Source organism: Mesorhizobium sp. M5C.F.Ca.IN.020.32.2.1, from assembly GCF_004023105.1.
GTDB classification, from domain to species: Bacteria; Pseudomonadota; Alphaproteobacteria; order Rhizobiales; family Rhizobiaceae; genus Mesorhizobium; species Mesorhizobium wenxiniae.
This window is the reverse complement of sequence record NZ_RZSX01000571.1, coordinates 1-4,194: the sequence shown is the minus strand read 5'-3', so window position 1 is coordinate 4,194 and position 4,194 is coordinate 1. Positions and strand designations below refer to the sequence as shown.

Here is a 4,194-nt window from a genome sequence, read left to right as displayed (position 1 = left end):
GCCGCAGACTGGCGCCAAGCTGGAAAAAATCATCCATGAGGCCGATCGCGCACTCTATCTGGCAAAAGCAGGCGGTCGAAATTGTACCTGGCTGTTCGATCCAAACGATCCCCAGAGCAGCGACGAGAGCGAGAATATTGCGGCTTTGCTGAAGATCGCGATCGGCCAGGATCTCGTTTCACTCGTCTATCAGCCTATCCAGAATGTCACGTCCGGCCGAGTTGAAGCCGTCGAGGCTCTGATGCGCCTCAAAATGCTGGACGGTACATCGGTTCCGCCGAGCTTGTTCATTCCCGTCGCGGAACGAACTGGCGCGGTCCTGGCGCTTGGGCGCTGGGCAATAAGGACAGTGTGCACTGAGCTTCTGGCGGACGATCACGTCCGTGTCGTCAGCGTCAACGTCTCTCCGATTCAGCTCAAGACGCCCGGCTTCGCAACCTCTGTTGCGGCCATTTTGAGCGAGACTGGCGTAGCCGGCAGCAGGCTGGCCCTCGAAATCACCGAAGGGCTGGAGATGGAGATGCACTCCGACGTTCTCCGCTGCATCAGCGACCTGAAGCTGCTAGGGATCAGGATATGGCTCGATGACTTCGGGACGGGCTTCGCCGGCCTCTCATGGCTTCGTCTAATCGATTTCGATACGGTGAAGATCGACCGCTCGTTTCTGCATGACTGCGGCACCCCGAGGGGCAAGGCGATGCTGCAAGACATTATTGCCCTGGTCCGAAATCGCGGCCATAAAATCCTGGTCGAAGGGGTCGAAACCGACGAGCAGATGGCCATTGTACGCGAATTTGACATAGATAAAATCCAGGGCTTCCACGTCGGCCGCCCTGCTCCCGCCGCCAGTTTCCGGGCGAGACCGGTCACCTACAAACGCCCATTTTCGGTCGTCAAGTCCGCATGAACAGCGGCGGAGCGATCTGCGCTCCTGCAAGCCGTCGCCGCTTCCCTCAGCAATAGTCCAGCGGCTTTGTATTAGCCGTCCGACCGTCGCCGCCGTCGATCTCCACCGGACCAGGCCGGGCTCATTGCTTTGTGCTCGCCTCCCGGAACGCCGCCTCTCCGGCGTCCGACACCTCGGCCCACTTCTTGTCGGCCGCTGGATCCGCGGCGTAGCTGTCATGCCAGTTCCACCACTTGTAGGTCGGGGTCTGGGGATAGCCCTCGGGCGAGTCCTCCCAGACCTCCTGCCGGCCAAGCGGGGTAATGTCGAGATAATTCCAGGTGCTCCCCATCTGCTCGTCGCCGCGGTTGTTGATGAAGTAGGTGCGGAACGCGCGATCGCCGTCGCGGATGAACACGTTGTGGCCGTGCCACTCGTCCACGCCGAAGTCGGCGTCGAAGCTGTCGGTGAGCGTGTACCACGGCATCTCCCAGCCCATCCGCGCCTTCAGCCGCGCGATATCAGCCTGCGGCGCACGCGAGACGAAGACAAGTGTGGTGTCACGGGCGTTCAGGTGGGCGACGTGGGCGACCTGGTCGGCTACCAGGGAGCAGCCGCGGCAGGCGTGGTCTGGCCAGCCGAACACTCCCGGCTCGAAGAAGGCGCGGTAGACGATCAGCTGACGCCGGCCGTCGAACAGGTCGAGCAGGCTGACCTTTCCGTCAGGCCCCTCAAACGCATACGTCTTCTCCACGGCCATCCACGGCATCCGCCGCCGCTCGGCGGCCAGCGCGTCACGGGCACGGGTCTGGGCCTTTTCCTTCACGAGCAGCCGCTCGCGAGCCGCCTCCCACGCCTCAGGCGACACCACCGGTGGTGTGCGCATGGCAGGCTGTCCGCTTTTCCGTCCGCTCTCGGCTGATGAAGTCATGGCTTGATACCTCCTGATTTGGGCGAATTCCCGCGCCTCATGGCTGAAGCGCGGTTCCATTTCGCTGCTCATCGCTCGTTGGCGTGAGATAGTTTGGCACCGGAGAGCAAACAGTGGGAGTAACAAGTGTGGCGCTATTCCAATGTAATCGCCGATTACAAGCGCCGCGCGTTCGCCCGAAGCGGGTGATCCCCTCTGCGCTCGAACCGCATGGCGCTGCGCGACCGTGCTCATCCGCTCGCGCTTCGTGGCTGCTTTGCGCCTCCAGGGTATCGGCGCCTCAAGCGGCGGCTAAGGTTCTGCCTCTCGCTTCTTTGGTATCCCGAACAGGCGTCCGGCCGAACAGACGACCATATTCCCGGGTGAACTGCGACACGCTTTCGTAGCCGACCGCGAACGCCGCGCTGCTCGCAGTCTTTCCCTCCGATAGCATCAGCCGCCTCGCCTCAATCAGACGCAACTGCTTCTGGAATTGCAGGGGAGAGAGCGAGGTTACTGCGCGAAAGTGCTGGTGGAACGACGACGTACTCATCCCGGCCACAGCCGCCAAGCGCTCGACCGGTAAAGGCCGCGCGAACTCTGCCCGAAGCACGGCGACCGCGCGCGCCACTCGCTGCACGTGACCGTCTGGCCACCCCAGACGTCGGATCGCCGACCCGTGCCGTCCGGCCAGCAGCCAATAGTGCATCTCGCGCACAAGCTGGGCCTGCAGCACCGGGACCGATGCCGGGCGATCGAGCAGCCGCATCAAACGCAGGGCCGCGTCAGCGACCTCAGCGTCAGTCGGGTCAACCCGCACGGGCGCGTGGTCGGCCATATGCTGGGCGCCTATTTGCACACTCAGCTCCGCAATGACCGCCGGGTCGAGTTCCAGAACAAGCGAGTAGTAAGGGGCAGCGATGCTGGCACGGGTGATCTGGCTCACCGTCGGCACGTCCGCAGTGATCAGCAGCGAATCTCCGCCTGAGAAGGCGAAGCCTTGAGTACCTATTGTGACGTGCTTGCTCCCCTGGACCACCAGACAGGCAAGCGGTCGGGAGATGTCGTAGACCAGATCGCTGGGCGCCGTCGCCCGCACCGTGTTGAGACCCGGTATCGGGGTGTGCGCCATGCCGTCTGGGTCGGCATTGGTGTCTGCATAGCGGCGCACGGCATTGAGGAGCGCGGTCATGGACCGAAGCTATTCCTTTGCTGCCCGACACGCAAAGCATTTTGGAGGATTAGGCAAAAACGGTCGAGCTTCCGGCAACAAAAGCCTGCCCACCGCGCCGATATCGGCGTGGCCACAGCAGTGGTGCAAACAAAGGAGCAGGCCATGACCAAGATCACCCTCGTCACTGGCGCCAGCCGCGGGCTCGGGCGCAACACCGCACTCAACATCGCACGCCGCGGCGGTGACGTTGCCCTCACCTACCATAGCCGGAGCGAGGACGCTCGGGCCGTTGTCGCGGAGATTCAGGCAACCGGTCGCAGGGCGGTCGCCCTGCAACTTGACACCGGCGATGTCGCCACCTTCGCTTCCTTCACTGAGCGCCTGCAGGCGGCGTTGCGCGAGACCTGGCAGCGCGAGACGTTCGATCATCTGGTGAACAATGCCGGCCATGGCGACATGGCAATGATGGCAGAGACGACAGAGGCGCAGTTTGACCGGCTGGTCAATGTCCACTTCAAGGGCGTGTTCTTCCTCACCCAGAGGCTGCTGCCGCTGATCGCGAACGGCGGACGTATCGTAAACCTCTCCTCGGGCCTCACCAGGATGTCCTACCCGGGCTTTGCCGCCTACTCCGCGGTGAAGGGCGCGGTCGAGGTGCTCAGCGTTTACATGGCGAAGGAGTTAGGCGCCCGCGGAATCGCGGTCAACACGGTGGCGCCGGGCGCGATCGAAACTGATTTCCTTGGCGGCGCTGTCCGTGACATGCCCGACCTCAACAAGGTGTTCGCGGATATGATCGCGCTCGGCCGCGTCGGCATGCCGGACGATATCGGGCCGATGATCGCCAGCTTGTTATCCGAGGATAATCGCTGGGTGAATGCCCAGCGGATCGAAGTGTCCGGCGGCCAGGCCATCTAACGAAGCAAGTGTTGAAAAACTGATACCGGGTCCGAGTTAAGGCAATCGGAACCGGTATTCCGTGACATGGTGGTAGATCTGGCCCGGCCATAGCGTGGCCTGTGGGAAATACGGCCGGTTCGGCGCATCCGGCCAGACCTGCGACTCCAGGCAAAAGCCCGAAAAAGCCTTGTAACGACGTCCTTCGAGCCCCGGCGAAGGCGGCGCCAGATACTGGCCGGTATAGAGCTGAACGCCCGGCTCGGTGGTCCAGAGCTCCATCTCGACGCCGGAATTTGCGCCTTGCGCCCATGATGCCAGCTTGAG

4 protein-coding genes and 1 pseudogene are annotated in these 4,194 nt (G+C 62.8%); 2 read left to right on the top strand and 3 right to left on the bottom strand.

Annotated elements, in window-relative coordinates; translation table 11 throughout:
* A partial coding sequence (locus tag EOA86_RS24495) for an EAL domain-containing protein (RefSeq protein WP_128344029.1) occupies positions 1-907 on the top strand: 907 nt, incomplete at its 5' end.
* 121 nt (positions 908-1,028) lie between these two features.
* On the opposite strand, the gene EOA86_RS24490 is transcribed toward EOA86_RS24495, so the two are convergent.
* Positions 1,029-1,817, bottom strand: coding sequence for a thioredoxin family protein (locus tag EOA86_RS24490; protein ID WP_164891945.1), 789 nt, complete (start codon positions 1,815-1,817; stop codon positions 1,029-1,031).
* 280 nt (positions 1,818-2,097) lie between these two features.
* Entirely contained in the window at positions 2,098-2,988 is an 891-nt protein-coding gene (locus EOA86_RS24485) for an AraC family transcriptional regulator (RefSeq protein WP_128344027.1), read from the bottom strand.
* 144 nt (positions 2,989-3,132) lie between these two features.
* On the opposite strand from EOA86_RS24485, the gene EOA86_RS24480 reads away from it, so the two are divergent.
* Positions 3,133-3,888 carry an SDR family oxidoreductase gene (locus EOA86_RS24480; protein ID WP_128344026.1) on the top strand — a complete coding sequence of 252 codons (756 nt, stop codon included), beginning with the start codon at positions 3,133-3,135 and terminating at the stop codon, positions 3,886-3,888.
* A gap of 36 nt (positions 3,889-3,924) precedes the next feature.
* Here EOA86_RS24480 and EOA86_RS24475 read toward each other — a convergent pair.
* A pseudogene (locus EOA86_RS24475) lies at positions 3,925-4,194 on the bottom strand (galactose-1-epimerase); the annotation flags it as partial.

What these genes read in the sequence shown, in the direction of transcription:
- EOA86_RS24490 (WP_164891945.1), bottom strand. Translation starts at nt 1,817, where the DNA reads ATGACTTCATCAGCCGAGAGCGGACGGAAAAGCGGACAGCCTGCCATG.
- EOA86_RS24485 (WP_128344027.1), bottom strand. Translation starts at nt 2,988, where the DNA reads ATGACCGCGCTCCTCAATGCCGTGCGCCGCTATGCAGACACCAATGCC.
- EOA86_RS24480 (WP_128344026.1), top strand. Translation starts at nt 3,133, where the DNA reads ATGACCAAGATCACCCTCGTCACTGGCGCCAGCCGCGGGCTCGGGCGC.